The following is a 1,027-nucleotide window of genomic DNA, read 5'->3' as shown; positions in this document are numbered from 1 at the left end:
CACGTTGACCTTGGCGTGGGCCCGGACCCGCCGCAGGGACGGACGCCGTGACGGTCCGCGCCCACGCCAAGGTCAACGTGCAGCTCGCGGTCGGGGCGCCCCGCGCGGACGGCTACCACGACCTGGCCAACGTCTTCCTCGCCGTCGGCCTGCGCGACGCGGTCACCGCCCGCCCCGCCGACCGGCTGCGGATCACCTGCGCCGGACCCGGCTCCGGGCAGGTGCCGCTGGACGGCACCAACCTGGTGGCCCGCGCCGCCACCCTCCTCGCCGCCCGGCACGGGCTGGAGCCCGCCGTGCACCTGCACATCGACAAGGACATCCCGGTCGCCGGGGGCATGGCCGGCGGCAGCGCGGACGGCGCCGCCGCGCTGCTCGCCTGCGACCTGCTGTGGGGCACCGCCACCCCCCGCCGGGAGTTGTTGGAGCTGTGCGCCGAACTGGGCTCGGACGTGCCGTTCTCCCTGGTGGGGGGCGCCGCGCTGGGCCGGGGCCGGGGCGAGCGGCTGACCGGGCTGCCGGTCACCGGCACCTTCCACTGGGTCTTCGCGCTCGCCGACGGCGGCCTCTCCACGCCGGTGGTCTACCGGGAGTGCGACCGGCTGCGGGACGCGGCCGGGGAACGGGTGCCGCGGGTGCCCGAACCGGACCCCGCGGTCCTCGCCGCGCTGGCCGCCGGGGACGCGCGGGCGCTGGCCGGCGCGCTGGCCAACGACCTGCAACCGGCGGCCCTCGCGCTGCGCCCGGCTCTCGCCGACACCCTCGCGGTGGGGGAGAAGGCGGGAGCCCTCACCGGGATCGTCTCCGGTTCCGGGCCCACCTGCGCGTTCCTCGTCGAGGACGCAGGGGCGGCCGGCCGGGTGGCGGCGGCCCTGGAGGCTTCGGGTACCTGCCGGGCCGCCCGGGTCACCACCGCGCCCGCGCCGGGTGCCCACCGGGTGCCGCCGGAACCCGCCGCCGGCGAGCCCGCCACCTGACCGGGCGCCTCGCCGGCGCCGACCGGCCGCCGGACCGCCCGGTGTCCCGG

Annotated in this window: 1 protein-coding gene; it reads left to right on the top strand. The window is 79.5% G+C overall.

Features of this window, described 5'->3' with window-relative positions:
- The first annotated feature begins 47 nt into the window (after positions 1-47).
- Positions 48-977 (top strand): 4-(cytidine 5'-diphospho)-2-C-methyl-D-erythritol kinase, encoded by a 930-nt coding sequence (locus FNQ90_RS24575; RefSeq protein WP_182608347.1) that lies wholly within the window; start codon positions 48-50, stop codon positions 975-977.
- Positions 978-1,027 lie beyond the last annotated feature (50 nt).

Origin of the sequence: Streptomyces alkaliphilus (assembly GCF_014141535.1) — a bacterium.
Taxonomy (GTDB): domain Bacteria; phylum Actinomycetota; class Actinomycetes; order Streptomycetales; family Streptomycetaceae; genus Streptomyces; species Streptomyces alkaliphilus.
The sequence above is the reverse complement of the archived record's forward strand: the minus strand, read 5'-3'. Positions and strand labels throughout refer to the sequence as shown.